Source organism: Rhodococcus sp. MurmanLake-1 (assembly GCF_056945715.1).
Genome location: NZ_JBWZNF010000002.1, coordinates 600725 through 627152, shown reverse-complemented (window position 1 = coordinate 627152; position 26428 = coordinate 600725). Strand labels below are relative to the sequence as shown.

Sequence of the window (26428 nt, the reverse complement as noted above, 5' to 3'; positions counted from 1 at the left end):
AACAAACACTTCGTTCGGATGTTAACGGCGTAGACGTGGTGTTCGGACAGGAATCATTGATCCCATTTGTCGGTTTTCGACAAACAGGCCTTACGTCCCGGCCTGGCAAAGATCAGGGAATGATCGGGGATTTCCTGGATCCGTCGGAGCCGGCGGATCCCTAGATTCGAAATCATGCGCTCATACCTCCTTGTCGCCGCGGTCATCATCGGAGCCACCACGGCGCTGATCGGTTGCTCGACGCTCCAGCGCTCAGTGGAGATTCAATCGGATCTCGACGGACTCACCAGGTCGGGTGTCGTCGGGTCGATCGCAACACTCGACGACGGCACCACGACGGCTGTCATGACCAGCGGCGTACCCAATCGGACCAACGGCGATTCGATCGGCAAGAATGATCGGGTCCGGATCGGAAGTGTGACAAAGACATTCACCGCTTCGCTCGTTCTGCAGTTGGTCGCCGAAGGCAAGGTCGACCTCGACGCACCGATCGAGCAGTACCTCCCGGGCCTACTGCACGGCAGTGACATGGACGGCAGTGACATGGACGGCAGTGGCACAGACGGTAGCGCAATCACCGTGCGGCAACTGTTGCAACATCGCAGCGGCCTACCCGAGTTCGCCGGAGAACCCGGCGCCGACGAATGGATTGCCGCAAACGAGGACCGAACGCTGACGCCGTCCGCCGCGGTCGCCATCGCCCTCGGCAAACCGGCGCAATTCGTCCCCGGAACGTCGTTCGTCTACACCAACACCAACTACATCGTTCTCGGAATGCTCGTCGAATCGGTGACCGGCCGCAGCTACGCCGACGAACTTCAGTCTCGGATACTCGACCCGCTGGACCTGGAAGACACGTACCTCCCGGCGGCCGGTGAGCGCGACATCAGGGGCGATCACCTGACGGGCTATCAGGATCTCGATGGTGGCCTGACCGATGTTTCCCGCACGGAACCGTCGATCCCCTGGTCTGCCGGAGCGATGGTCTCGACGGGCACAGACCTGAACGCCTTCTGGCGTGCGCTACTCGACGGGCAGGTGGTGCCGGCCGAGCAGCTTGCCGAGATGACCACCCCTCAGGTCGGCGCCACCGAAGCCGAGGGGCTCGGGTACGGGATGGGCGTCGGCGCCACCGAACTTCCCTGCGGCGTCACCTATACCGGCCACAGTGGCGGGATCTACGGGTACTACACGCTGTCCGGTGCGACGCCGGATCGTGCGTTCACCGTGACGCTGACGTCGACGCCGAAGGACCAGCCGGACACCGTCGCGATACTCTCGCACGCGCTCTGCCCCTGACGCTGTTACCAGTACTGATGACGCTGCCCGTCGGTATCCGCGACGAAGATGACCGCGTCGGCGCCGTCCAACTCCGAAGGTTTCAGCGGCAGATGCCCTGGCAGGATCGCTTCTCCCGCGGTGATCGACGGGCCGAGCGCGGCTCGCAGGGCCGGAGTCGAGAACAGGGCACGCCGACCGGTCGCATCGGCCAACGCTCCCTGCAGAGTGCCCGGATCACTGTCGGGGTTGGCGTCGGTTGCCAAAAATACGTAACGCTCCCCGAGGACAAGTCCGACAAGTGAGCCGGCGCTCCCCCAACTGACCACGTCGCCGTTGACCGGCATGTCGGACGGCACTCGCAAGAGATGGGCATTGTGTGCGAACAGCAGGCTAGGCCCGCGTCGCTGCTCCTGGGCGACGACCGCCAGCAGGTTCTCGGCCATCATCTCGGCACGCAGACTGAGCAGTGTTCCAATGCGATCAGGAGCGGAACTCGCCATCGCGGAGTGATAGCGCAAGAGCCCCAGAGCGGTGCGTGAATGTGCAAGGGCCAGGTCGTACCCGGCCGGGTCGGCGGGTCGCAGCACTGGTGCGGCGCGCCGCAGGACGCTGCCGAGGTCGTCCGCAATGATGCGCAGAGCGCGAGCATGATCGGAGTTGCCGACGGACGCAGCCGGATCGAACATCGCCGCCGGGTTGGTCCAGTCGGCGTCCTGACCCAGTAAAAGGTCGGCGTCGTCGAGAGATTGTGGCCGCAACGCGGCGGGCAGGAAGTCACCTGCCGCAGACAGTGCGCGGCGCGGGCTCGGTGCACCGGAGTACTCCACCGGAGCGTCGAAGCCGTAGAAGCGAACTCGGTCAGCCGGAGCGCGGCCGTCGTTGTACTCGCGTAGCCATTCGACGAGTTCGCGGTTTCCCGGTACCGCACCGAATCCGTGGCTGAAGCCTGTGGCGAGCACCTTCTCGATGTCCACCTCTCCCCCGTTCACGTACTCGTCGACAAGCAATGCCGCAAAGACATCTGTTTCGAGCACGATCGACCGATATCCTCGTTCGACCAGTTGGCCGAGAAGTTCGTTGCGCAGCAACGGAAAAGCCTTGATCCCATGAGTCGGCTCGCCGAGAGCGAGCAGAGCCGGCACCTCGGTTCGTGCTGCGAGCACTTCGTCGACGGCACGACCAAGACTTGCCGCGTCTTCGAGTTGGCGGCCGAACTCACTCAGCGCTGGGGCAGTGGACATGATCATCCCTTTCGAAGGTGGACTGCCTTCGACAGTATCGTTGAAGATTCGAGTGAAACTTTTACAACAATTACCTGGGGTATACCGTGAAAAGCCTCAATCGGAGGTGATCAGTGCGGCCCATCGACCTTGCCCGTGAACACGGGTTGTCCGCACAGGCGATCCGCAATCACGACGACGCCGGCGTCCTTCCTCCGGCCGAGCGCAGCAACTCCGGCTACCGGCGATACACCCCAGTGCACGCGCAGGCCCTGCGCACTTTCCTCGCATTGCGCGGCGGTCACGGGCACCAGCGGGCCACGGAAATCATGCGTGCGACCAACCAGGGCGACACCGAGTCCGCCTACCGCCTGATCGACAGTGCACACGTGACACTGCTCGCCGAGCGAGGAACTCGCACCGAGGTAGCCGCAACGCTGGGGACTCTGTCCACCATGGCACCGGCGCTGGTCCACGGTCCAGCGCTGACAGTGGGTGAGCTCGCGCGCCGTCTCGGCGTTCACCCGGCGACACTGCGCACGTGGGAAGAGCACGGCATCCTGCACCCCGAGCGCGAACGAGCAACGGGTTATCGCGAATACGGTCCGGAGTGTGTGCGCGACGCCGAGATCGCGCGGCAGCTGCGGCGCGGCGGCTACCGACTGTCGCAAGTCGCCCAGTTTCTCGATTCGCTGCGCGAGGCCGGCGGAGCGGACTCATTGGCAGCGTTCCTCGAATCCTGGCAAGACCGGCTGGCCACTCGCAGTCGCAACCTTCTGGCCAGCGCGGCTCAGCTCGATGCCTATCTCACGATGCTGGATCAGACCTCGCCTGGTTGCCGATCAGCAAACGGTTGAGGTGTCAGTTCACAAGCCGCGCAAGGCTCCTCACCATCTCACCGACAGTGTCGGTCGACGGCCACGGGAATTCCGGGAGATCGGCCCGCAACATCACCTGTCCGTGCAGCGAAGTCCAGATCGATACCGCATCGACAAAAGTGTCTGTGCTGGCCGACCTCCCAGCGGCGACGCACGCGTCAAGGTTGGTCACCAGCGTGTTGAAGGCGGCCAGTCCTCGCGTATCCGATTGTGGTGACTGACCTTTCGGCCTGGACCACCCGAACAAGACCCGATACCGAGCGGGCTCGGAAATGCCGAACTCGACGTATGCCGAGCACCCGGCATACAGACCCTCGACCGGGTCGGGGTGTGCGGAAACGGCGTCGGCCACGGCGAGATGCAACTGCTCCAGCGATTCGGAGACCACCGCTTCGACAATGGCATCGCGATCGGAAAAGTGTCCGTAGATAGATGGTGCGGATATCCCGACTTCGCGAGCGACCGATCGGAGCGTCACCGCCTGATCCGATCCGGTGCGGGCGATGAGCGTCGCCGCTGCGGCAACGATCTCTCCGCGGAGCCGTGCGCCGCTTCCTCTCGGATTTCGGGCGCGAGTACTCCGAGAACCTCTCGTCCCAGTTTCATCGGCATCTTCGGAAACATCACTCACCCGACAAACTTTACACATGTAAGGCGAGGGGGTACGTTCTCATCACTAAACATTCGTAAGGTTACATTCGTAAGGACATGATGAATTCCCTCGAACCCACTGACCGGCGACGATGGGCAGCACTGGGCGCCCTCTGCACGTCCCTCGTCGTAGTCACGATCGACAACACCATCCTCAACACCGCTATCCCGACCCTTGCCCGCGAACTGCGGGCGACCACCGTCGACCTGCAATGGATCACCAACGCATACACACTGGCGTTCGCCGCCCTGCTCATCACGGCAGGTGGACTCGGCGCGAGATTCGGTCACCGTCGGATACTTCTGACCGGCCTCACCTTGTTCGCTCTCGGGTCAGCCTTCGCTGCCCTCTCTCACACGTCGTTGCAGCTGATCGGCTGGAGAACAGTGATGGGGGCAGCCGCCGCACTGGTCATGCCGGCGACGCTGTCACTTGTCGTCTCGATGTTCGCCCCGCACGAGAGAGGCCGGGCGATAGGAATCTGGTCTGCAACCGCCGGACTGGGAATCGCGATCGGCCCCGTGGCCGGTGGCGTACTTCTCGAACATTTCGGTTGGGGAAGCGTCTTCTGGATAAACGTCCCACTGGTCGCCGTTGTGATAGCCGCGACGGTTTCTCTTGTGCCCTCAGCAGGAGGAATGGTCAAGGGTTCCTTCGACATCCCCGGACTCCTGTTGTCCGCCGGCGGACTGGCTTTGATCGTGGATGCCCTCACCCAAGCAAGCCTTCGCGGATGGTCGTCGCCCATCACGGTGCTGGAGATCGTCAGCGCAACAGCACTTCTCGCCGGGTTCGTCTGGTGGGAGCTGCGGGCCCCGGCGCCGATGACAGACGTGCGCATCTTCACCAGCCGAGTGTTCAGCATCTCCAATGCCATCTTGGCCGCAACGTTCTTCGCCTTGTTCGGTGTTCTCTTCACGTACACGCAATACCTCCAATTCGTTCGCGGTTACGGTCCATTGGTTGCCGGCGTCGGTGCAGTTCCGTTTGCACTGGTGATGGCGGCTGTCGCCTCCAGCAGCGATCGTGTGGTTGGCCGACTCGGGGTGCGCAGTTCGATCGCGGGCGGCCTCGCGGTCATGTCCGTGGGACTGTTGGTCTTGTCGATCGCCGCGGGTAGGTACGCACCGTTCGGGGTCCTGGCTGCGATCATGGCACTGGTTGGCGCCGGGATGGGGTTGGTCATGGCTCCGGCAACAACTGCGTCGATGTCGTCGGTTGCGCCCCAGCAGGCTGCGATGGCAAGTTCGATCAACAGTGTCGTACGGGAATTGGGTGGAGTTCTGGGCGTCGCCGTCGTCGGGACAGTCGTAGCAACGGTTTTCCGGTCCCGCTTCGAACCCGGAGTCGGCACTTCCACAGTCGATCTGGCGCAGATCCACGCCGACGCTCCCCCGGTGAGCATTGTGGCCGAAGCAGCGAATCAGGCTTACACTTCGGCGATGTGCATGGGAATCCAGATCTGTGCCGCAGCAGCGTTCCTCGGCGCGTTGGCCGTTATTGCCTTGTTTCCCGCACCACGTCGCCCGGCTTCTTGTCCTCCCGCAGACCCCGCCAACTCGGGTGGCGAAGGCGTCCGGTCGCCGTCCAATCCATGAACCGCGCCTCACCGACGAGTTCAGGCCTCACCCACACCGCACCCTTGCGGTCATCTGCTGGAAGTTCCTCCTCGAACGGACTTTCCTTCTGACGCAACGGTTCCAGCACCGCAAGCAGTGACTCCAAATCACGATCGCTGAAGCCGGTACCGACGCGCCCCACGTAGGTCAATCCGTCCTCACCCGGAATTCCCATGAGCAGCGCCCCGATCCCCTGCGCTCGATTGCCCTGCCCGGTGCGCCACCCACCGATCACCACCTCTTGGGTGCGCCAGTTCTTCACCTTGATCCAACTCGACCCCCGCCGCCCTGGAAGGTAGACCGATGCACGACGTTTGGCGACAATCCCTTCCCACCCGGCATCGGCACTCACCTCCAAGGCGTTCTCCGCCGTGCCCTCGATCTGCGGTGGTACCTCGAGCTCACCGACCTTGCCCGCCAACGCATTCAACACGGTGCGGCGATCCGAATAGGACTTCCGCAGCAAAGACACTCCGTCGAGGTACAGAAGATCGAAGGCCAGGAACACCGGTTCCCCACCTCGCTGGAGGAGGCCGAAATCTGTAACTCCCGCGTCGTTGTACGCCACCACCTCACCGTCGAGAACCACGTCATGACCGTCCAGCACCTCGGCCAACCCGGCAAGGGCTGGATAGTCCTGGGTCTTGTCGTTACCCGCGCGACTGAGAAGCGACATTGTGCCCGAATGATATTCGAGAATCACTCGAATCCCGTCCCACTTTCCTTCGAAGGCCCACTCCTGCGGGTCGAGACCTTCGAGCGTTCCAGCGGTGGCAAGCATCGGCTCGAGATTCTTGGGAAACTCGGTTCCGAAACTCGCGTTCTGATCCTTCATCAGATGCATCAACCACTGATCACCCTTTGTCCGGATCAGCGCGAAGCGTCCCTGCACCCGCTCCCCACTCAAGCGCACGATCACCTCGTCTTCACGCCACTTCTCGGTCTCGTATGTCCCGGAATCCCAGATCGTCATCGAACCGCCGCCGTACTCCCCCTTCGGAATCGTGCCCGAGAACGTGGCGTATTCGAGCGGATGATCTTCGGTGTGCACGGCCAACCGATTTTCTCCGGCACTGGTCGGCACACCCTTCGGGACTGCCCAGGACACAAGCACACCATCCCGCTCGAGACGAACGTCGTAATGCAATCGTCTGGCGTGATGTTCTTGAATCACAAAGGTATTGCCCGCTGCCTCCTTGTCCACTGCAGCAGGGATCGGCTCCGGAGTCCGGTCGGCCGACCTCTTGTTGCGATAGTGCGCCAACGTATCGGCTACAGCCGCCGAGACCGGCGGATCCAGATCGCCCAGCAGATCACCGTCGGATTCGACGCGCTCCAGAACCTCGTCGAACAGCAGGTGGCGCAGTTTCGGATCGTCGAGTTCGTCCCAACTGCGCGGCGCGGCAACATAGGGTTGATCGCGACCGCGCATCGAATACGGCGCAATGGTGGTCTTGGCTGCGTTGTTCTGACTCCAGTCAACGAAGATCTTGCCTGCCCGGACATTTCGCGCCATCGTCGCGGTGACGAGATCCGGGAGAAGCTTCTCGAGCCCGGTGGCGATCTGCTTGGCGACAGTCGACGCACCACTGCCGTCCAAGGCTCGATCCAGTGGTACGTAGAGGTGGATTCCCTTGCTACCACTGGTTACCGGATAGGCAGTCCACCCCAGAGTTGCGACCAGATCTCGAATCGACCTCGCCACCTCGGCGCACTCGGCCAATCCGACGCCTTCGCCCGGGTCGAGATCGAATACCAGTCGTGTCGCCGGACCACGCTCGGAACCGTCGAATCTCCATTGGGGAACGTGTAATTCGAGTGCCGCCTGCTGCCCCAGCCACGCCAGGGATGCAACGGAATCGAAAATCGGGTAAGTGACGACGCGATCAGAATGTTGCAGCGACGCACGCGTGAGCCACTGCGGGGCAGACGACGCCAGGTTCTTCTCGAAGAAGGACTGACCGTCCACACCGTTGGGCCAACGCTTACGAGTACCAGGTCTACCGACGACATGCGGAAGCATGACTGCGGCGATACGGGTGTAGTAGTCGATGACTTCGGCCTTCGTGGTGCCGCTCTCGGGGTAGAGGATCTTGCCCAGATTGGTCACGGACACGGTTGTGCCGTCGAGAGTGATCTGACCCCGATCCGTCGTTGCCATCTCCTCATTGTGCTGGATAGCGCTGCGTCTGGCAGTAGAAATCTGATGGATCGGAAACCTGCCGCTGTGCCAGGCCACGGGCAAGACTGGATTCTCGATGGGAGAGGAGACCACGATGACAGTTCGCAGTTCCGTGGAGCCGTTGGTGGACAACAACTGGCGGATGTTCGCCACCTGTAAAACAGTGGACCCGGCGGTGTTCTATTCGCCGGGTGAAGAGCGCGGACGCAATCGGGCTGCACGGGAGAGTTCCGCGAAGCAGGTGTGCTTCCGCTGCCCGGTCATTCGGGACTGCCTGACCTTTGCACTCGAGACCGCTGAACCGCACGGAGTCTGGGGTGGGACGACACCGTCGGAGCGCCTTGCACTGCGACGCTCAGCTGCGTGAACTCCGCTCACACGAGACCCCCGTCACGTCCAGACCGGACAAACAGGCAAGATGGCCTAGTGCCTATGACACGACGCGCAGTTGCCGTGACCGCGATCTTCGCTTCCTCGATCTTGTTGGGCTCGTGTTCGTCGCAGCCGGAGGCACCTGCGGCAGCAGATACCACCACCACGGTTCCCGAGGCGTTCACCAAACTTCCCTCGACGACCGCAGTGGACAAGTGCGGACCCCAGAGCGGGACCACCCTCGAAGACGGTGTCCTGACCATCGCCACTGACTCACCGGCGTACGCGCCGTGGTTCGTCGACAACGATCCGTCGAACGGCAAAGGCCTCGAGGGTGCGGTGGCCCGGGCGGTCGTCGACAAGCTCGGGTACAACACCGACCAGGTTCGCTTCACCACTGTCGCCTTCAACGACGCATTGAAACCAGGCCCCAAGGATCTCGACTTCGACGTCAATCAGTTCACGATTTCCGGGGATCGCCGCGCGAACGTCGACTTCAGCTCGCCGTATTACGCAGTGGCGCAGTCGGTGATCGCCTCACGCGGAAGCAAGGCCGCCGGTGCAAAGAATCTTGCGGATCTGGCCGGCTACCGTTTGGGCGCTCAGACCGGTTCAACCAGCCTCGCGGCGATCACCGACACGATTGTTCCGACCACTGCGCCACGCGAGTTCGCGACCACGGACGACGCGAAAGCTGCGCTGGCCGCGGGCGAGATCGACGCATTGGTCGTCGACATCCCGACCGGATTCCACATCACCGAGAACGAACTGCCCGGGTCGGTCATCGTGGGTCAGTTTCCGCGGCCCAACGCAGTCACCGAATTCTTCGGTTTGGTGCTCGAGAAGAACAGTCCGCTGACCGAGTGCGTCTCCGCGGCAGTCGATGCGCTCTACGCCGACGGAACCCTCGAGAAGCTCGCAACCGAATGGATTACCGACAGCGCCGACGCACCCGTTCTCGAGTAGTTCAGCCGGCGCGCCCACTGATCGCGCCGACGAAGACCTTCGGGATGTCTGCCGGTGTCGGAGCGAAGTGACTGTTACCGCCGGTGAGAGTCGAAATCTGCTCGAGCACATCGGTATCGGCATCATCGGTGACACCGATGGTGATGATCGGTACCGGCCGCGTCGGGTCCTGCTCGCGAGTCAGGGTGTCGAGAAGTTCCTGCAGGGCGATACCCGACGGATCGTCGTTGGCACCGTCGGTAAGCAGAATCACCGAATTGATCGAGGCCGGATCGTAGGACTGTTGCATGGACCGATACGCGGCGAGAACGCTGTCGTACAAACCTGTTCCGCCGCCGACGATCGAAGAGAGGTTGTCGATCCGAGACAGCAGTTTGCTCCGATGATCCGTGCCACCTTCAGTTGCATCCATACGGGCGACAGGTTCGAGTTCGCGGTAGTCCGTCCCGTCACCGAGGTCTACGGAGAACGCCCAGAGACCCAATTGTGCGTTGGCAGGAAACATTCGGATCGCGATGTCACCGGCCTGCGCCGTCGCGGCCATTCGAGTGACCCCGTCCTGCATGTAGTCCATGGACCCCGAGACGTCGACAACTGCCAGCGCGCGGGAAGGCCTGGACAGAATCTCGTACCGCGCAAGCGCTTTGGTGACCAAAGACGGATCGGACGGCACCAGCGAGCCAACCTTTCCCACTCCACCCGCGACCGGTGGGGCCTGATCCGCGCCGCGGAACCCGAGGCCGGCAAGTACGGAACGCCCGGTGTCCGATGCCAGCGCTGCCGCCAGCAGTTTGCCGGCGTCGTCCGCCGCCGACGAGTCTGCACCCACACTTGCCAACGGGTAGTCCATGAAGACCGAACCGGACGACGGTACCGACGCGGTGAGTCGACTGTCCGCATGTGCGGCGAGATAAGCCTCGAAGGTCTGCTCGGTAGTCACCGCGGTTCCACCGGACGCGTCCACGGTTTGGATGCGCCCGGTCGAACCGGTTTCCTTCAGATTTCCGTACTGCGCTTGTGCCACCGGGACCAGGGCTGCCGAGATGGATGTGAGGTCCCCGCCCCGCGACTGGGTCTCGGCAAAGGCCGCCACGATCGGCGCGCTGGAGACGGCACTGGTCAGGGGATCGCCGATGTGCAGCGATGGAGCGCCGAGGACATCCGTCCATGCGCCGGGTGCCTCGGTACCCGGCGCAGAGACGGCGACAACCGGGGTGGAGGCGACCGAGTTACTGATCCGGCGAATCTCCTGCCCGCTCGCCGAAACCTTGTCCAGCCATTCGCTCGAATCAGGGATCCACAGTGCGGGCGCCGTACCGTCGGCGATCGCCGCGACGGTGAGCACGGGATCTTGCGGCGTCACGCTGAGCGAGCTGCATCCGAGATCCGCGGCGGGGATGGCAGCGGCGACAGCTTCGAGTCCCGAGGCGATCGACGGATCGGCCGCCACGGTCACGGTTTCCGGGTTGTCACAGTTGGTTGCCGTCGCAGCTGCAGCGGCGCCCGCACCGAGTTCTCCCTTGTCGCTGACGCTTTTGAACGTCACGGCGAATGCTGCCGTTCCACCGACTGCAACTACCGCCAAGAGTCCGATCAGAACCTGCACGGATCGAGGCATGGACGCAGGTGGTGCGCCGTACCCATGACGAGACGACATTGATCGAATCCTTTCCGGCGGGACCCGCATCAATAACCAACTGATGCCCGGTTTATCCCGCCGAAAAGAATCCTAACTCATGTTAGCGGTGAAGTAGCTCTATGTGGAAATCTCCACAAACTAGGTGTAGATCTGGACAAACTGGGCCAGTGACTTCTCCACATCGCCTTTGAGCGCCCGCGCCACACTCGAACCGATCGGGCCGAACAACGGCGCGCCGCCCAACTCGACTGTCAGCGCGAGTTCCGACCCGTCGCCCTTTGCCTTCACGTCGAGTTCGAGACCGAGCTTGACCCCGCCCTTGCCGTCTCCCTTGAGTGAGATCGCCTTCGGGACGTCGTACTTCTTGATGGTCCACCGAACACGGTTGCGCAGGCCTTTCACCGTCACGACCGAGCTGATCTCGGTGCCGACACCCAATTGCTCGGGAAGTTCACTGCGCCATCCGTCGTGAACCACGAGCCAGTTTTCGTAGCCGCTGAGATCGGAGGCCTTGTCCCACACTTCTTGAGGAGGAAGCGGAACGTCGATTTTCACTGTGAGCTTTGCCATGGCAGAACAATAAGCCCCGTGCGCCTTTTCCGTAACCAGAGGTACCAGAAAGACGCACGGGGCTTTGCCCCTCTTAGTGGCTGACAGCCTTTTCGACGCCGACGCCGGTGAGGGAGCGAACTTCCATCTCCGCCTGCTTTGCCGGATCTTCGATCTTGTTGCGTCCGATGTACGTACCGACGATGCCGAGGACGAATGCCAGCGGGATCGAGACGATGCCGGGGTTCGAGAGCGGGAACCAGGCGAAGTCGGAGTTCGGGAACATCGACGACGGCTTGCCCGACACTGCCGGGGAGAACACGATCAGCGTCAAGCAGCTGACCAAACCGCCGTAGATGCTGAAGAGCGCACCGGTGGTGTTGAACTTCTTCCAGAACAGCGAGTACAGCAGGGTGGGCAGGTTCGCCGAGGCCGCCACTGCGAAGGCGAGGGCCACCAGGAAGGCGATGTTCTGCCCCATCGCCATGATGCCGAGAACGATGGAGACGAGTCCGATGACCACGACGGTGATTCGAGAAACTCGAACCTGCTGCTCCTCGGTTGCGTTGCCGCGCTTGATGACACTGGCGTAGATGTCGTGAGCGAACGACGCCGAAGCAGTGATCGCGAGACCGGCAACGACGGCGAGGATGGTCGCGAACGCCACCGCGGAGATGATGCCGAGGAAGATGGTGCCACCGAGCTCGAAGGCGAGCAACGGAGCGGCCGCGTTCTCTTTACCGGGTGCTGCCAATATCTTGTCCGGTCCGACCATGCTGGCCGCGCCGTAACCGAGAACCAGTGTGAACAGGTAGAAGGCACCGATCAGCGCGATCGCCCAGGTCACCGAGCGGCGAGCTTCCTTGGCAGTGGGCACCGTGTAGAAGCGCATCAGCACGTGCGGCAGGCCCGCAGTGCCGAGCACCAAAGCGATTCCGAGAGAGATGAAGTCGAGCTTCGTCATTCCGGAAAGACCGTACTTGGCACCGGGTCCGAGGATGTCTCGTCCCTGCACACCCTTGGTGGTGGAACTGTTGACCATGTCCTGCGCATTGGCGAGCAACTGAGAGAAGTTGCCGCGCACTGCCCACAGAACGAGTACGAACATGATTCCGGCTCCGGCAACCAGCAGAACTGCCTTGACCATCTGTACGTAGGTGGTGCCCTTCATGCCGCCGACCAAGACGTACACGATCATCAGCACACCCACGATCGCGACGACGATCGACTGTCCCACCTTGCCGTCGATGTTGAGCAGCAGGGCGACAAGTCCACCGGCGCCGGCCATCTGGGCAAGAAGGTAGAAGAGGGAAACGGCCAGGGTGGACAGGGCTGCCGCCATGCGCACCGGACGCTGCTTGAGCCTGAAGCTCAGGACGTCGGCCATCGTGAATCTGCCGGTGTTCCTGAGCAATTCGGCGACCAGAAGCAACGCAACCAACCAGGCGACAAGGAATCCGATGGAGTACAGGAAGCCGTCGTAGCCGTACACGGCGATCGCACCTGCGATACCGAGGAACGATGCCGCCGAGAGGTAGTCGCCGGCGATGGCGAACCCGTTCTGCGGGCCGGTGAACTGTCCACCGCCGGTGTAGAAGTCGGATGCCTTCTTGGTGGTCCGGCTGGCGCGGATGACCAGCGTCATGGTCACGACGACAAACGCGAGGAAGATCGCGATATTGAAGGCGGGGTTTCCTACGTCCGTTCCGGACGCGGCGAGTGTGGTGATCACTGTGCGGGACCTTCCAGTTCTTCACGGATGGCAGCGGAGCGGGGATCGAGCTCACGACCGGCGAACTTCACGTACCACGCGGTGATGGCGAAGGTCGTGACGAATTGCCCGAGACCGAGGATGATGCCGAGATTGATGTTGCCGAGGACCTTGGTGGCCATGAAGTCGTGGGCATAGGTAGCCAGGACGACGTACACCGCATACCAGAGCAGGAAGAATGCAGTGATGGGGAAAACGAACTTGCGCAGACGCGTTCGGAGTTCCTGGAATTCGGGACTCGCTTGCATGTCTATGAATGCCTGGGCATCCGGGGTGCGTCGCTCTTGCGGCGACCCCTCACTGATTTCTGCTGTGGACACTGCCGGCTCCTCGCCTCGCGTGTGAAGTGAACTACGCACAGACGTTAGTGAGATCGGAGTCACATGAAGACGCTGTGGCGCCAGTCACACGGTGAGCAGTCGCGCGCTGCGCCGAACGGTCAGGCAGGCGCGACCAACGGCAGAGGGTTCGGGCGGTGAAAGTCAGGGTTGGCGGAGATCGTCTTCGCGATCGGAGCCCATTCCGAGCCGTTCCGGGGCGTGCATCCGCGTGAAGATTCGCGCAATATCTGCCGGTATCTGCTTCGACGACACCTTGCTCACGACGATCATCGTGAGGAACGCCAGCGGCACGCTCACCGCGGCCGGGAACGCGAAAATGGCTGCCGGCCAGCCACCGAGGACGTCCTCCGACAAACCACCCAGGACGGCGACAGTGGCGGCAGTGCCCGCAACACATCCACCGACAACCATCCCCGCCCCCGCGCCGACGGCAGTCAGACCGCGCCACCAGATACCCAACACGAGCAGTGGGCAGAGCGTCGACGCGGCGACCGCGAACACCAACCCGACGGTTCTCGAGAGGTCGACCGACACCACCGCCAGCGACAGCACGAGCGGAACGAGCCCGGCCAGGAGCGCTGCAATACGGAAGTCTCGAACTCGTCCGCGGAGAACATCGGTACTGACGACGCCCGCGATGCTGACGAGCAATCCGGACGACGTCGACAAGAAGGCGGCAATGGCACCTGACGCGACGAGGGCTGCCAGCAGTTGTCCGCCCCACCCCGAGAACACCGAACCCGGCAGCAGCAACACCGCGGCGTCGGAGGTGCCCGTGATCAGAAGTTGCGGAACGTACAGGCGAGCGAAGACGCCGAGGAGGGTCGGAAACAGGTAGAACACGCTGACCAGACCGACAACTGCAAGCGAGGTCAGACGAGCGGCCCGGCCGTCGGGGTTGGTGTAGAACCGGACGAGAACGTGAGGCAGGCCGAGCGTTCCGAGGAAGGTCGCGAGCATCAGCGAGTACACCTGATACATCGGGTGCGGCCCGCCGAAACCCCAACCCGGGGTGATCCAATCCGAGTTCTGCGCGGGCGCTCCGGCGACGACGGGAACCGCGGCTCCCGCGTCGAGAACCATGGACATGCCTTCACCGAGGGTGTGCTCCCCCGGGCCCAGTGTCACGGTTCCTTCGACCACTCGCCCGTCGACTGTGCCGCCGCTGACCGTCACCGGCTCCGATACCTGGACGACGACGTCGGTGGTGATGTCGACGGTCGTCGCAGTGGTGACCGTCGGCGGCATCGACGCGCCGACGTCGTGATGATCGCCGAAGAAGTAGAAGGTCAGTGCCACAGCGGGAATCGCGACGGCAGTCAGTTTCAGCCAGTACTGGAAGGCCTGAACGAAGGTGATCGAGCGCATCCCGCCGCCGACGACGTTGGCGATGACGATGACCCCGACCGCAACGCCGCCGATCCAGCTGGGAACCCCGAGCAGAATGTTGAGCGTCAGTCCCGCGCCTTGGAACTGTGGAATCAGATACAGGATGCACACCATCGCGACGACGAGCATTGCGAGCTTGCGCAATCGCGGTGAGCCGAGACGGAATTCGGCGAAATCGGGGACGGTATATGCACCGGAACGCCGAAGCGGTGCTGCGACGAACAGCAGCAGGGCGAGGTATCCGGCGGTGAATCCGATGGGATACCAGAGGGCGTCGGCGCCGTATTTCGCGACCAGCCCGGCCACGCCGAGAAACGAAGCAGCGGAGAGGTACTCACCGGAGATGGCCGTCGCATTCCACCGCGCGCTGACGGTTCTGGACGCGACGAGAAAGTCCGAGGTGGTACGAGCGAGCCGAACGCCGTAGATTCCGATAGCCACGGTTGCCACGGCCGCCGCAACGATGCCGAGCACCGTCAGCACCGGGATAGGTTGTCCTCCCACAGCGCCGCGCTCAGTCGTCCACGATGTCGTTGAAGTCCTGCTCGTTTCGCTCCGCACGACGCACGAACACCCAGCCTGTGGTCAACAGCAAGGGATACACGGCGCCGCCCATCACGAGCCACGGCAACCGGATGCCCAGGACTGCGACCTCCGACAGTGTCGGGAAGAGATGCGTCAGAAGCGGTACCGCACACAGGAGCCCGGCTGCGACGACGGCAAGGCGAATCGCCAGTCCCAACTGCGCGCGAACGAGACCGCGGATCATGGCGTCACCGACTTCGGTCTGTTCCTGCACCTCCACCCGCGTACGGACGATCCGTGCGCCACTACGTTGCGCCAACACAACGCGCTCACGCTGCGGAGGATCGGACTGCGACGTCACCGTGACAACCAGCTCTGCTTGGGCGCACGAACCAGTCGATCCTTGAGTTCACGGGTGTGTCTGCGGCTGACCGGAAGTTCGACGGGAGGCTTGTCTCCGTGCGGGCGCAGACAGACCACCAATCCGCTGCCTACTGTGCGGATGCCGGTGACCAGCGCCAGAGACACCAGGTAGGAGCGGTGCACGCGCAAGAAGCCCGCGTCGGCCCAGCGTGATTCGAGCGTCGAGATCGGGATGCGCACCAGGTGCGACTTCCCGGCGGTGTGCAAACGCGCGTAGTCCCCGTCGGCTTCCACCCACTCCACCGAGGAACGTTGAACGAGCGTCGTGACGCCGCCCAGTTCCACCGGGATCACCTCGTCGGTGGACGCAGCTTCGGGCTTGTTCTCGCTCTTGGTACGCCCGGCCAACCCCACGATCCGTTGAACGGCCTGAGCGAGACGCTCCTCGCGGAGCGGTTTGAGTAGGTAATCGACGGCACCGAGGTCGAATGCATCAACCGCTCGATCGTCGTGCGCTGTCACGAACACCACGGGTGGTGGCGTCGCGAAATTGGAGAGGATGCCGGCCAGTTCGAGACCGTCGAGTCCGGGCATGTTGATGTCGAGAAATACCGCGTCGATGCTTCCACTGCGCAGTATCCGCAACGCAGTCGTCGCATCCAATGCCGTGTGAACGTGCGCCACCGAGTCCTCGGCGCGCAGCAAGAAGGCCAGCTCGTCGAGGGCTGGTTTCTCGTCGTCGACGGCAAGGACGGTCAGCTGGGCATCAGTGTCAGTCTCGTTCACAACAGGTCCATGTTCCCACGACGGTTTCAGCCTGATCATCGAAGGCGAGAATCAGACGTGAATACCCTGCTTGAACTTGGGAACACGCATGCTGACCTTCGTACCGGCACCCGGCGCTGTCTCCACCACGAGTCCGTAGTCGTTGCCGAACGCGGCACGAAGTCTGTCGTCGACGTTGGCCAAACCGACGTGAGCAGCTTCGCGTGCGCTGGGTCGTCCCGATCCCGACTCGATGGCGTCAAGTGAGCCGGAACGCAGTAGTTCAGGGTCCATCCCCACACCGTCGTCCTCGACGCTGATGATGCAGTCAGGTCCCTCGTCCGCGGCCACGATGCTCACGGTCCCGCCCTCCGGCTTACTCGAAATGCCGTGACGAACCGCGTTCTCGACCAGCGGCTGGAGAGCCAGGAACGGAAGAACCACGTTGAGCACTTCGGGTGCGATCTGAAGGCGGACGTTCAGCGCCTCCCCGAATCGCGCGCGTTCGAGGGTCAGGTAACGATCGATGTTGCGTAGCTCGTCGGCAAGCAGGGTGAACTCACCCGCAGATCGGAACGAATACCGGGTGAAGTCCGCGAACTCGAGGATCAGTTCTCTGGCCCGCGCCGGGTCGGTTCGGACGAACGACGCGACCGTGTTGAGCGCGTTGTAGATGAAATGGGGACTGATCTGCGCGCGGAGGGCACGCACTTCGGCGCGATCCAACAGGGCTCTGGACGCGTCGAGGTCGGCGAGTTCGATCTGGCTGCAGGCGTATCGAGCCACCTCGGTGACCGCTCCGAGCATTCCCGGCCACGGGTCTTCGCTGGTGACGATTCCCAGCACGCCGACCACGCCGATGTCCTCGATCAGCAGGGGCTGAGCGATCAGCGCTCGCACATGGTGATCGCTCGGTCCGCGCACCAGGTCCGAGTGGGTGACGAGCACCCGGCGTTCGCCTTCGATCGCGCGAATGGCGGCGTCGTGGAATTGATCGGACAACGCTTCGTGACGGCCGTCCCACGCCAGCAGATTTCCCGACGCGTCTGCGAGGCCCAGACCGGAACCGCCGGTCAGCTCGCGTAGGTGAGGCGCCGCCTCGGCGGCCGAATTCTTGTCGAGTCCACGCCGAAGTGGCCGCGCGGCAAGTGAAGCCGTATGGAGCGCGGCATGGACGGCACGCTCGGTCGGGGTGGTCACCTCACGTCTGGTGCGCATCCACACCGCTGTCAGTGCCCCGGCCACTGCGAGAATCAGCACGCTGAGAAGCGCGACCACGGCCGGACTCAACGCGAATCCTCGTCCAGTTTCCGGATCAGTGTTTTCGGGGCCACCGTGCGGTACGCATCTTCGACGACGTCGGCTACGTCGTTCCAGAATTTCTCGTCCTCGGTCTCGTCGGCACTCGGAACGTCGAGGTACACACCGATCCATCCCCGGCCACCCACGTACGGGGGGACGAAGAACCTCGTCGGATCGCGACTGACCCAATCTGCCTGCGCCCCAGGTGGGGCCGCGGCCCAGATCGCGAGGCGATCGTCGTGGTGGTGATCTGCCATGGTGACGAACTGCGGCGCTTTGCGCACGAAAAACGACGATTCACCGTGGCTGACCCGCTCGGTTGCCTCTGGCAATGCCAGTGCCAGAGCGCGGATTCGTGCCGACGCCGTCATCGATTCACGACCCGCAGGTATTCGGTGCCGGAACACCTGCAAATCGATCCTTCACCCACGCAACAGCTCCCGGCACAGCGGCGCCGTCCGCGTGACCTTCGCCCGGTCGCGCCTGGAATTCGATGACGTCACCCTCGGCGCAGGCACGTTCGACGGCCGCCTCGGTCCATTCCGGACGGATGAGGTTGTCATTGGTACCGACGACTACGTACATCGGACCGCTCGCGCGTTGGCGTGGGAGAGCAACGTCGCTGAGCCACGCGTGAATTCGGTCCGCGTCCTCGGCGGTAGCTGGCCGGGTGTCGGCGGGCGTCACCTTTCCGACAAGACCCAACTTCTCCGTCGCGCGAGAGGTCAGGCACGAGGTGAGCAGGTCGTAGTTCTGCTCGAATGCGCCGCGCACGTAGTCGGTTCGTTCGAGCTCCGGATGGGTGAGGGACAGCCCTTCGAGTACATAGGGCAGCAGCAGTTGCTGAGGCAGTGACAGATTCACCTCGGAATCACTCGAGATGATCGGCGAGATGTCCGCTGCCGGGGACAGGTTTGCTGCACCGACGAATTCCAGTCCGTCGCCGTAGGTGTCGGCTTCCTCGGCCGCTGCCCAGGAAGCCTGCCCGCCTTGGGAAAGCCCCAGAGTTGCCCACCGAGTCGAGGTGTCCGGAACGACGTTGCGCGCCGCTCGAACCGCGTCGATGACGTTGAACGCCGCGGTGTCCGGTTGCAGGTAAGGATGCGGGTCCGGAGTGCCGAGGCCCTCGAAGTCGGATACAGCGACCACGTATCCCGAGTCGAGGAACGGCGCGACCAGGCCGATCGTGCCGAAGAGGGTCGGCGAGGTCGACGGCGCACAGTCGTCCGAAATACCCGTCGTGCCATGGCCGATGGAGACGATCGGCCAACCGCCCTCCGGCGGCGTTCCAGGCGGTGTGAACACGGTTCCCGATACCTGGGTCTCCCGGCCGTCGATACCGGAGGTGGAGCCGTACAGGATTTTCACCGCGCTCGCTCCGGACGCCGCCACTTCGGCTGTGCTGGTGAAGGGTTCACTGTCGAACACGACGCCGCGTTGCGCGCTGCTCTCGACCGGCGGGGTCGTCGTGGTTGCGTTGTCGGTGACAGAGACATCTGGCGAGGCATCCGATCCGCAGCCGACGCTCACGAGGAGCGCGCTCGCCACCACGACTCCCCAGCCTGCGCGAACCCTCGAACTCCGAACCGTCATACGCAGTGTTCCCCTCTATTTGCCCGCGCTGCCTGCTCGGCGACGCCTGACACGTTCCTCGGCTGCGGCCTCTTCGATGTCGAGTCCTTCCAATACGGTACGCAATACCTCGTCGTCGAGATCTCCGTCGTCGCGCGCGGCGATCAGTGCGACTCGTTGCGAGCGAAGGGATTGATGCCGGAATTTGTCGAAGAGCGCTCCCGCATTCCACAAGGCGGCCTCGCGATCGGCGTCCTCGTCGACCTCTTGGAGTTGAAGCCTCGCCTGCATCGAGCGGCGTACGCGCTCGACGATTGCCTGCAATTCCTTTCCGTCGATCCCCGACGGAGGGTGCGCAGCCGCGTCTGCCAACGCCTTCTCACCGGCCTTGCGAGAAATGTTGCGTGCCAACTCCATCTGTTCCTGGGTACGCAATTGTTCATAGGGATCCGCGACGTCGAGGCGACGAATCAGGAACGGCAAGGTCGATCCCTGGATGAGCAGTGTCCCGACCGCGACGGTGAACGCGATCGCCTGAATGACGCCGCGTCCGGGGAACGGCTCGCCGGACGAGAGCGCAAACGGGATACCGCCGGCCGCAGCAAGAGTGACGACACCACGCATTCCCGCCCACGAGACCACCAGATTCTGTTTCCACGTCAGTTGATTCTCGCGATCACGGCGCAGGGTTACACCGAATCGCACACGGGAGTAGCTCAGGAACAGCCACACCGGCCGAATCACGATGACCACGGCCAGGACTGCCAGACCGTACGCGAACACGTGAAGCACCGGAAGTCCGTCGGCGACAACATCGTCGATCACGAAGCTCAGTTGCAGCCCCATGTACGCGAAGACGAACATCTCGAGGAGCGTGTCCAGGCTCGACCACACCGAGCGCTCCTGCAGCCTGGTCATGATCGACGCGTCCGTCGAATAGTGTCCGATCACCAGACCAGCAACCACGACGGCCAGAACACCGGAGGCGTGCAACTCTTCCGCGGCCAGGTAGGCAGCGAACGGAAGGACCAGCCCCAAGCCGGTTTCGAGTGGAGAGTCGTACATGCGGGCGCGAACGAACTTGACGACAAACGCGAGCACCAAGCCGACGACAACGCCGCCGATTACTTCGTACGCGAAGAACAACAGGGGCGAATCCGTCGCAATTCGTGTTCCGGTCACGGCAGCGACCGCGACGGTGAAGAGGGTCAGCGCGGTCGCGTCGTTGACGAGCCCTTCGCCCGTGAGGATGGCGATGACTCGTTTCGGGAGCCCGAGTTTCTGACCGACCGCCACCGCGCTGACGGCGTCGGTCGGCGCGATCACGGCTCCGAGCACGAGGGCGGCGCCGATAGTGAACTCGGGAACCATCCATTCGGCGAAGAAGGCAACCACGAACGCCGTCACCAGCACCATTCCGACGCCGAGACGCAGAATGGGCGCAAGGTTGCGTTTGAAGGTCGCGACCGAGAACTTGAGAGCGGCCGAGTAGAGAAGCGGCGGCAGGACCACACCGAGAATGACGTGGGGATCCAGTTCGGGCCGCGGCATACCGGGGATGAAGGAGGCGACCGAGCCCACGGTCACCAGGACCAGCGGGGCCTGCAGGTTTCGTCGATTGGACAGCCCGGTGACTGCGATGGCGGCAATGACAACCAGCAGAATCCAGGTGAAGTTCACGCGTTCATTCTGCCCGCCGACCCTGGGAGTTCACCCAGCGGACGCAAAGAAGCCCGCAACCTTTTCGGTTACGGGCCCCTGAGCAACGGTATGGCCGAATCCGGTATTACTGCTTTTCGGGAACAGCCTTCTTGGCGGCCTCGGCTGCCTTGTCGATCTGATCGCCGTACTTGTTGCCGGTCTTGTCGTCGGCGATGTCGGCCACCTTGTCGATCGCGTCGTGAACCTTGTCGGAGTTCTCCGCTGCGAGCTCCTGGCCCTTTTCGACCAATCCCTTGACGTTGTCCAAGAAACCCATGTCCGTGTCCTCTCCCGGTGCTGACGCACATCCTTCGGCGGAATCGTTCCTCCGCGCCCTTCGATTCTCACAGGTCGACGGCCTCTACGCCAGAAAGCAGGTCCGTGCGTTCGAGCCGCGCGCAACTCGAGGTAGCGTTAACCCGCCAATAGCTGATTGATCACCCATCGACATCGACAGGTGCCCGGATTGAATGCAGGACTGCGCGGGACGGGGAGCGACCCCCACCCCACGCGTGAACTGCTGTCCCGGTGGTGGTCGGATCGCACCGATTACACCTGGCTCCCCCGATTCCTCGACACTCGCGGGCTGACCGTTCCCGGACGCAAATTAGTCGCGGTGTGGTGTTTTCTCTTCGCCCTGATCGCGGTGACCATGCAGTTGAGCCGCTTCGGTTCCGATTCCGCCCTTGCACGGTCCATCCTCGCAGTCGGGACCATCAGCGGGGTGTATGCCGGTTGCCGTTGGGTGCGAAACGAATCGTGGCCCACCTGGCGCCAATCCGTGGCCTTTGTCGTCTGGGCCGACCTCTGGCTCGCCGTCACGCTCTTCTTCGCGGTTCGCACAGCGTTCGTCGGAACGCTGGGTTGCGTCCTGTTCATCATGATCGGCTTCTACGCGGCGATAGTTCACAGTCCGCGTGTTGCCGTGACCCACATCGGCTGGGCTCTTGCTGTCTGCACGACGCTCGCTGCCATGGCGATGTCCGAGCCGGTCAACGACGACTGGGTGGTCGTGAATCTCTATCTGATGGTTGCCGGTGTGGTTTTCTCCACCGCGTGGATTCTGCAGATCGTCTGGCTGCGCCTGACCGACGACGCACGCAACGCCCACCGGGACTACCTCACCGCGACACTCAATCGCCGCGGACTCCAGGACGAGGCACAGCATCTGCTGCGCAGTGATCGAACGCAGGCTCTGATCGCACTGCTCATCGACGTCGACTCGTTCAAAATCCTCAACGACACGCACGGTCACGTAGCAGGTGACGACGCGTTGACCGCTGTCGCTGACCGCCTCATCGCTGCCGCCGGGCCCGAGGCAGTGGTGGCGCGAATCGGCGGCGACGAGTTCGTCGTCCTGCGCGGAGTCGATCGAGGAGATATCGAACAGGTTGCCACCGAGATACATTCGGCGGTCTCGTCCGACTCCGATCCCTATCCCGTATCCGCCAGTACCGGCGTCAGCGTCTACCTCTGTCCCGAGACGGACTTACCGGATCGGGCTGTCAACGAACTGATCGAGCACGCAGACAATGCGATGTACCGGGCCAAGAAGCGCGGCGGCGATCGCATTGCCTGGGTGCAGATGTTCAGGCGCTGAAACTACTTACTCACTGTGGGCATGGTGATGCTCGCCGGGCAGGTCGTCGGGCGTCGCGAAGATCTTCCGCTTCTCCCCGTGCAGGCGTGCGCTGATCCACCACGAGAGTTCCACGAGCACAACGCCGATAGCACCGAGGGTGATCGCGAGCGTCGTCGCAGCGACGTTGCTCGGATCCAGCTTGAAGAACTCACGAGTGAACGGCAGCGCGAACAAGATGAGGTACCCGGCAACCGATCCGCCGATCAGAACGAGCTTCCACCACACGTACGGCCGAGCAACGACGGCCAGGACCCACACGGCGATCATGATCAACGTGATGAGTGCACTGGTTCCGGCCTGGATCTTCTGGGTTTCCGTCTGGTCCGGGCCTTGGTAAGCCAACACGTAGGAGATGAACGTAGTGATGCCGATGATCAGGCCCGACGGCAACGCCAGACGCATCACGCGGGAGACGAAACCGGTTCGCGCGCGCTCGTTGTTGGGTGCCAGAGACAAGATGAAGGCCGGGATACCGATCGTGAACCACGCCGCGATCGTGACGTGGCGGGGCAGGAACGGGTACGGCAGCGGTTCGAAGTCGAAGACCTGGGACAGGACGCCGGTGATACCGATCAGGAACGCGAGCACCACCGAGTAGACGGTCTTGGTCAGGAACAGATTCGACACACGCTCGATGTTGCCGATCACTCGGCGGCCTTCCGCGACGACGTACGGGAGCGTCGCGAACTTGTTGTCCAGCAGCACGATCTGGGCCACGGCTCGGGTAGCCGGGCTGCCCGAACCCATCGAGACTCCGATGTCGGCGTCCTTGAGGGCGAGCACGTCGTTGACGCCGTCACCGGTCATCGCGACGGTATGTCCGCGAGACTGCAAGGCAGCGACCATTTCCCGCTTCTGATCCGGTCGTACTCGACCGAACGTCGTTGCTCCGTCGAGAGTGTCCGCCAGCTTTTCCTGATCGCTGGGAAGATCCCGCGCGTCGATGGGACGGTCACCACCCTCGAGCCCGAGGGAACCGGCAACGGCACCGACGGAAACCGCGTTGTCGCCGGAAATGACCTTGACCGCGACCTTCTGGCTGGCGAAGTACTCCAACGTCTCCTGCGCGTCCGGACGCACCTTCTGCTCGAGTACGACCAGAGCCTCAGGGGTGACGGTGCCCGGCGCGTCGGCGTCGTCGACGGGAAGGTTGCTGCTGCCGAGCATGAGGACACGAAGCCCGCTCGAACCCACTTCTTCTGCCTTGCGGGCCATCTCCGAGTCGGGATCGAGCAGCACGTCCGGGGCGCCGAGCACCCAGTTGCCGTGACTGCCGTACGACTGGCCACTCCACTTCTTCGCCGAGGAGAACGGCGCGAGCGCGGTGGCTTCGCCCCAACCGGAATCGTCGGAGAGAGACTCGCGAATCGCCAGAACGCTCGCGTTGGGGCGAGGGTCGGACGCAGCCATCGCGCTCAACGCGGACTTGACTGCAGACTCCCCTGATCCACCCGGCGCGACATCGACCTCGGACAGGCGCATGCCGTTCTCGGTCAGCGTTCCGGTCTTGTCCGCGCACACCACGTCGACACGTGCCAAGCCTTCGATCGCCGGCAACTCCTGAACGAGGCACTGGCGCTTGCCCAATCGGATGACACCGACCGCAAAAGCAATGGACGTCATGAGCACAAGGCCTTCGGGAACCATCGGAACCAGCGCTGCCACCATGCCGTTGAGCGCGGGTCGGATCGGCAAGCCGATCGTGAAGAGCTGATTGAAGATGATCAGCGCTCCCGCCGGAATCATCAGATAGGTGATGAATTTCAGGATCTTGTCGATACCGCTGCGCAGTTCCGAATGCACGAGGGTGAACTTGCTCGCCTCTTCGGCCAGCTTGGCCGCGTATGCATCTCCACCGACCTTGGTGGCGCGGTACGCGCCGCTGCCTGCGGCAACGAAACTGCCCGACAGCACTTGCTGGCCGCTCGCCTTGTGAACCGGATCAGCCTCACCGGTGAGCAGCGATTCGTCGACCTCGAGTGCGGCAGAACTGACCACCTCACCGTCGACGACTATCTGGTCACCGGATCCGAGTTCGATAATGTCATCGAGCACAACATCTTTGGGCGCCATTGCCACGGCGACGCCGTCACGCCTGACCATGGGCTTGGCCTGACTCACGATGGCCAGAGCGTCGAGCGTGCGCTTGGCGCGGATCTCCTGGATGATGCCGATACCGCTGTTCGCGATGATCAACAACCCGAACATGCCGTCGATGATCGAACCCGTCGCGAGCACGATCACCAACAACACGGTCAGGATCGCGTTGATGCGAGTGAAGACGTTGCCGCGAATGATGTCCTTGACCGAGCGGGACGCCCGGTCCGGTACATCGTTGGTTTGTCCCGACGCGATCCTTGCTGCAACCTGATCGGCGGTCAGACCGCGGGCGACGTCTACGTCGTCCGGCAATCGCTCAGGCGCTACCGCCACTGCTGTCTCTTCTGAACTGGTGTGCTCGTGAGCCATGGTCAAAGATTACGCACCCGGAGCAACTAATCAGGGTTCGACTCGACCGGCAACCACGTCCGCGGCACTTCTCCGCTCAGCCCAGCGGTATCCACCACTTCGACGGCGGTGTCGGTGACAACGCGTCGATCCTGCCGCCAGGCATCGGGACCGACACTGTTGTGCCCGCCTCTGCGGCCGACTCGTTGAGGCGAATGATCGGCTCCGACCACGAGTGAAACGCGAGGTTGAAGGTCGCCCAGTGGATCGGGACGAAGACACCGCGCGATCCGTCGCCCTTGTTGAGGTCGATGTGTGTCTGCACTGCCTCTTCCGGATTCATGTGAATGTCCGGCCAGCGCACGTCGTACGCGCCCACGGGGAGAAGCGTCAGATCGAAAGGCCCATAGGTTTCACCCAACTGTTCGAAACGTGATGTGTATCCGCTGTCTCCGCCGAAGAACACCCGGTGCTTCGGACCGGCGAATACCCACGACGCCCACTGCGTCGTGTTCCGGACGAGGCCACGACCGGAGAAGTGACGAGCCTCGGTGCACGTGAGAACCAGGTCGTCGATTTTTGTCGACTCGTCCCAGTCCAATTCCACGATCCGGTTCTCGGGCACCTTCCAGTGCCGCAGGTGAGCCCCGATACCGATCGGAACGACAAACGGAGCGGTCTGGGTGCGAGTCAGAATCTTGACCGTCGCCATGTCGAGGTGGTCGTAATGATCATGCGAGATGACTATCGCATCTACCGTCGGTAGATCAGCCAAGGCCACGGGAGTGGGATGCATACGTGCGGGACCTACTGTGGCCGAGGGTGATACGCGTTCGCTCCACACCGGATCGGCGAGAACGCGGTAACCGTCGACCTCGACGAGAACACTCGAATGGCCGTACCACGTCACGGCCGCGTCACCCGCTACCGACGGCGCCAGCGGAGTTGCCAACGGAATCGGCTGACGCGGCCGACCCGTCGACCCCCGTGTAGCCATCGACTTGAACATCCCGGCATCGGTGCCCGGAACCAGAGTGCTGCTGGGCTCCGAGTTGTGGAACTGGCGGTCCCGGTATCGCGGGGACATCGCCGCATACGGTTGCACTGTGTTTCGCGACGCCCCGATCTGCGTCGGGATTCCCCATGCGGCTCGCGCCACCCACCCTGTCGCCGCGGCAACAGCCGCAACTCCGAGAACCGTCGTCTTCTTCATTCAGACGAGCGTAGCCACTATCTGTCCCGCGTGCCTGG

23 protein-coding genes are annotated in these 26428 nt (G+C 63.0%); 6 read left to right on the top strand and 17 right to left on the bottom strand.

From position 1 onward, the window contains the following. The first annotated feature begins 174 nt into the window (after positions 1-174). Positions 175-1299: a serine hydrolase domain-containing protein gene (locus tag AC2ETI_RS09350; RefSeq protein WP_483633818.1), complete on the top strand. Its 1125-nt coding sequence runs from the start codon at positions 175-177 to the stop codon at positions 1297-1299. Between the two features lie 5 nt (positions 1300-1304). Here the strand turns inward: AC2ETI_RS09350 and AC2ETI_RS09345 are convergent, their stop codons facing one another. Next, positions 1305-2528 carry an erythromycin esterase family protein gene (locus tag AC2ETI_RS09345; protein ID WP_133727922.1) on the bottom strand — a complete coding sequence of 408 codons (1224 nt, stop codon included), beginning with the start codon at positions 2526-2528 and terminating at the stop codon, positions 1305-1307. 107 nt (positions 2529-2635) lie between these two features. On the opposite strand from AC2ETI_RS09345, the gene AC2ETI_RS09340 reads away from it, so the two are divergent. Further along, positions 2636-3358 carry a MerR family transcriptional regulator gene (locus AC2ETI_RS09340; protein ID WP_483633817.1) on the top strand — a complete coding sequence of 241 codons (723 nt, stop codon included), beginning with the start codon at positions 2636-2638 and terminating at the stop codon, positions 3356-3358. A 4-nt stretch (positions 3359-3362) separates the two neighbouring features. On the opposite strand, the gene AC2ETI_RS09335 is transcribed toward AC2ETI_RS09340, so the two are convergent. Then, positions 3363-4010: a TetR/AcrR family transcriptional regulator gene (locus AC2ETI_RS09335; RefSeq protein ID WP_279163634.1), complete on the bottom strand. Its 648-nt coding sequence runs from the start codon at positions 4008-4010 to the stop codon at positions 3363-3365. A gap of 77 nt (positions 4011-4087) precedes the next feature. Between AC2ETI_RS09335 and AC2ETI_RS09330 the strand changes: the two genes are divergently transcribed. Next, positions 4088-5629: an MFS transporter gene (locus AC2ETI_RS09330; protein ID WP_483633816.1), complete on the top strand. Its 1542-nt coding sequence runs from the start codon at positions 4088-4090 to the stop codon at positions 5627-5629. Here AC2ETI_RS09330 and AC2ETI_RS09325 read toward each other — a convergent pair. Next, on the bottom strand, positions 5529-7811 hold the full coding sequence (locus AC2ETI_RS09325) for an ATP-dependent DNA ligase (RefSeq protein WP_483633815.1): 2283 nt from the start codon (positions 7809-7811) through the stop codon (positions 5529-5531). The genes AC2ETI_RS09330 and AC2ETI_RS09325 overlap by 101 nt on opposite strands. A 115-nt stretch (positions 7812-7926) precedes the next feature. Here AC2ETI_RS09325 and AC2ETI_RS09320 point away from each other — a divergent pair, with 115 nt between their 5' ends. Next, positions 7927-8199, top strand: a complete 273-nt coding sequence (locus tag AC2ETI_RS09320; protein WP_019744832.1) for a WhiB family transcriptional regulator — start codon at positions 7927-7929, stop codon at positions 8197-8199. Between the two features lie 65 nt (positions 8200-8264). Continuing rightward, a complete protein-coding gene (locus AC2ETI_RS09315; protein ID WP_483633814.1) occupies positions 8265-9170 on the top strand; it encodes an ABC transporter substrate-binding protein in 906 nt (301 codons plus the stop codon). A 1-nt stretch (position 9171) separates the two neighbouring features. Here the strand turns inward: AC2ETI_RS09315 and AC2ETI_RS09310 are convergent, their stop codons facing one another. The 12 genes from AC2ETI_RS09310 to AC2ETI_RS09255 form a co-directional block, all read right to left on the bottom strand. Then, on the bottom strand, positions 9172-10827 hold the full coding sequence (locus AC2ETI_RS09310) for a substrate-binding domain-containing protein (RefSeq protein WP_483633813.1): 1656 nt from the start codon (positions 10825-10827) through the stop codon (positions 9172-9174). 120 nt (positions 10828-10947) lie between these two features. Further along, positions 10948-11379, bottom strand: coding sequence for a type II toxin-antitoxin system Rv0910 family toxin (locus AC2ETI_RS09305; RefSeq protein WP_003939735.1), 432 nt, complete (start codon positions 11377-11379; stop codon positions 10948-10950). A gap of 73 nt (positions 11380-11452) precedes the next feature. After that, positions 11453-13090, bottom strand: coding sequence for a solute symporter family protein (locus tag AC2ETI_RS09300; RefSeq protein ID WP_003939876.1), 1638 nt, complete (start codon positions 13088-13090; stop codon positions 11453-11455). Beyond that, a complete protein-coding gene (locus AC2ETI_RS09295) occupies positions 13087-13449 on the bottom strand; it encodes a DUF485 domain-containing protein (protein WP_003939976.1) in 363 nt (120 codons plus the stop codon). The genes AC2ETI_RS09300 and AC2ETI_RS09295 overlap by 4 nt, the downstream gene beginning before the upstream one ends. 162 nt (positions 13450-13611) lie before the next feature. Next, positions 13612-15363, bottom strand: coding sequence for a sodium/solute symporter (locus AC2ETI_RS09290; protein WP_019744836.1), 1752 nt, complete (start codon positions 15361-15363; stop codon positions 13612-13614). Between the two features lie 10 nt (positions 15364-15373). Beyond that, positions 15374-15745 carry a membrane protein gene (locus tag AC2ETI_RS09285; RefSeq protein ID WP_003939880.1) on the bottom strand — a complete coding sequence of 124 codons (372 nt, stop codon included), beginning with the start codon at positions 15743-15745 and terminating at the stop codon, positions 15374-15376. Continuing rightward, positions 15742-16533 (bottom strand): LytR/AlgR family response regulator transcription factor, encoded by a 792-nt coding sequence (locus AC2ETI_RS09280; protein WP_483633812.1) that lies wholly within the window; start codon positions 16531-16533, stop codon positions 15742-15744. Before AC2ETI_RS09280 ends, AC2ETI_RS09285 begins: the two co-directional genes overlap by 4 nt. A gap of 51 nt (positions 16534-16584) precedes the next feature. Beyond that, positions 16585-17802 carry a sensor histidine kinase gene (locus AC2ETI_RS09275; protein ID WP_019744838.1) on the bottom strand — a complete coding sequence of 406 codons (1218 nt, stop codon included), beginning with the start codon at positions 17800-17802 and terminating at the stop codon, positions 16585-16587. Then, positions 17799-18185: an MmcQ/YjbR family DNA-binding protein gene (locus AC2ETI_RS09270; protein WP_019744839.1), complete on the bottom strand. Its 387-nt coding sequence runs from the start codon at positions 18183-18185 to the stop codon at positions 17799-17801. The genes AC2ETI_RS09275 and AC2ETI_RS09270 overlap by 4 nt, the downstream gene beginning before the upstream one ends. Positions 18186-18189: 4 nt before the next feature. Continuing rightward, a complete protein-coding gene (locus tag AC2ETI_RS09265; RefSeq protein WP_019744840.1) occupies positions 18190-19407 on the bottom strand; it encodes a lipase family protein in 1218 nt (405 codons plus the stop codon). Positions 19408-19422: 15 nt separating this feature from the next. Further along, positions 19423-21066, bottom strand: coding sequence for a Na+/H+ antiporter (locus AC2ETI_RS09260; RefSeq protein ID WP_483633811.1), 1644 nt, complete (start codon positions 21064-21066; stop codon positions 19423-19425). Between the two features lie 106 nt (positions 21067-21172). After that, entirely contained in the window at positions 21173-21364 is a 192-nt protein-coding gene (locus AC2ETI_RS09255; RefSeq protein ID WP_003940164.1) for an antitoxin, read from the bottom strand. A gap of 180 nt (positions 21365-21544) precedes the next feature. On the opposite strand from AC2ETI_RS09255, the gene AC2ETI_RS09250 reads away from it, so the two are divergent. After that, a complete protein-coding gene (locus AC2ETI_RS09250) occupies positions 21545-22687 on the top strand; it encodes a GGDEF domain-containing protein (RefSeq protein ID WP_070385551.1) in 1143 nt (380 codons plus the stop codon). Positions 22688-22693: 6 nt separating this feature from the next. Here AC2ETI_RS09250 and AC2ETI_RS09245 read toward each other — a convergent pair whose 3' ends face one another. Then, positions 22694-25198, bottom strand: a complete 2505-nt coding sequence (locus AC2ETI_RS09245; protein WP_019744843.1) for an HAD-IC family P-type ATPase — start codon at positions 25196-25198, stop codon at positions 22694-22696. Between the two features lie 76 nt (positions 25199-25274). Continuing rightward, positions 25275-26390 carry an MBL fold metallo-hydrolase gene (locus tag AC2ETI_RS09240; RefSeq protein ID WP_019744844.1) on the bottom strand — a complete coding sequence of 372 codons (1116 nt, stop codon included), beginning with the start codon at positions 26388-26390 and terminating at the stop codon, positions 25275-25277. Between the last annotated feature and the right edge of the window lie 38 nt (positions 26391-26428).

Excerpts from the sequence above, each read along its gene's own strand:
- AC2ETI_RS09310 (WP_483633813.1), bottom strand. The coding sequence starts at position 10,827 with ATGTCGTCTCGTCATGGGTACGGCGCACCACCTGCGTCCATGCCTCGA.
- AC2ETI_RS09315 (WP_483633814.1), top strand. The coding sequence starts at position 8,265 with ATGACACGACGCGCAGTTGCCGTGACCGCGATCTTCGCTTCCTCGATC.
- AC2ETI_RS09265 (WP_019744840.1), bottom strand. The coding sequence starts at position 19,407 with ATGACGGTTCGGAGTTCGAGGGTTCGCGCAGGCTGGGGAGTCGTGGTG.
- AC2ETI_RS09350 (WP_483633818.1), top strand. The coding sequence starts at position 175 with ATGCGCTCATACCTCCTTGTCGCCGCGGTCATCATCGGAGCCACCACG.
- AC2ETI_RS09330 (WP_483633816.1), top strand. The coding sequence starts at position 4,088 with ATGATGAATTCCCTCGAACCCACTGACCGGCGACGATGGGCAGCACTG.
- AC2ETI_RS09345 (WP_133727922.1), bottom strand. The coding sequence starts at position 2,528 with ATGATCATGTCCACTGCCCCAGCGCTGAGTGAGTTCGGCCGCCAACTC.
- AC2ETI_RS09320 (WP_019744832.1), top strand. The coding sequence starts at position 7,927 with ATGACAGTTCGCAGTTCCGTGGAGCCGTTGGTGGACAACAACTGGCGG.
- AC2ETI_RS09240 (WP_019744844.1), bottom strand. The coding sequence starts at position 26,390 with ATGAAGAAGACGACGGTTCTCGGAGTTGCGGCTGTTGCCGCGGCGACA.
- AC2ETI_RS09270 (WP_019744839.1), bottom strand. The coding sequence starts at position 18,185 with ATGACGGCGTCGGCACGAATCCGCGCTCTGGCACTGGCATTGCCAGAG.
- AC2ETI_RS09305 (WP_003939735.1), bottom strand. The coding sequence starts at position 11,379 with ATGGCAAAGCTCACAGTGAAAATCGACGTTCCGCTTCCTCCTCAAGAA.
- AC2ETI_RS09245 (WP_019744843.1), bottom strand. The coding sequence starts at position 25,198 with ATGGCTCACGAGCACACCAGTTCAGAAGAGACAGCAGTGGCGGTAGCG.
- AC2ETI_RS09325 (WP_483633815.1), bottom strand. The coding sequence starts at position 7,811 with ATGGCAACGACGGATCGGGGTCAGATCACTCTCGACGGCACAACCGTG.
- AC2ETI_RS09255 (WP_003940164.1), bottom strand. The coding sequence starts at position 21,364 with ATGGGTTTCTTGGACAACGTCAAGGGATTGGTCGAAAAGGGCCAGGAG.